Here is a 244-nt window from a genome sequence, read left to right on the forward strand (position 1 = left end):
TGATGTGGATGATGGTCATTAGTACCAGTCTGAGTTCGTCCATGTTTGTCACCGGTGCGGCACCAAACGTGCTGGGTCTGGAGTTCGTCAGCAAAATTGCCGGTATCCAGATTAGCTGGTTGCAGTGGTTCCTCTGCTTCCTGCCGGTTGGGGTTATCTTGCTTATCATTGCGCCGTGGCTTTCCTACGTGCTGTACAAACCGGAAATCACACACAGTGAAGAAGTGGCAACCTGGGCGGGTGA

At 52.5% G+C, this 244-nt stretch carries 1 protein-coding gene; it reads left to right on the forward strand.

Annotated elements, in window-relative coordinates; genetic code table 11:
- The coding region (locus R2R70_RS22545) for an anion permease (protein ID WP_410979278.1) at window positions 1-244 on the forward strand (244 nt) is incomplete at both ends.

This window comes from Cobetia sp. SIMBA_158, from assembly GCF_046566945.1.
Lineage (GTDB): Bacteria > Pseudomonadota > Gammaproteobacteria > Pseudomonadales > Halomonadaceae > Cobetia > Cobetia amphilecti.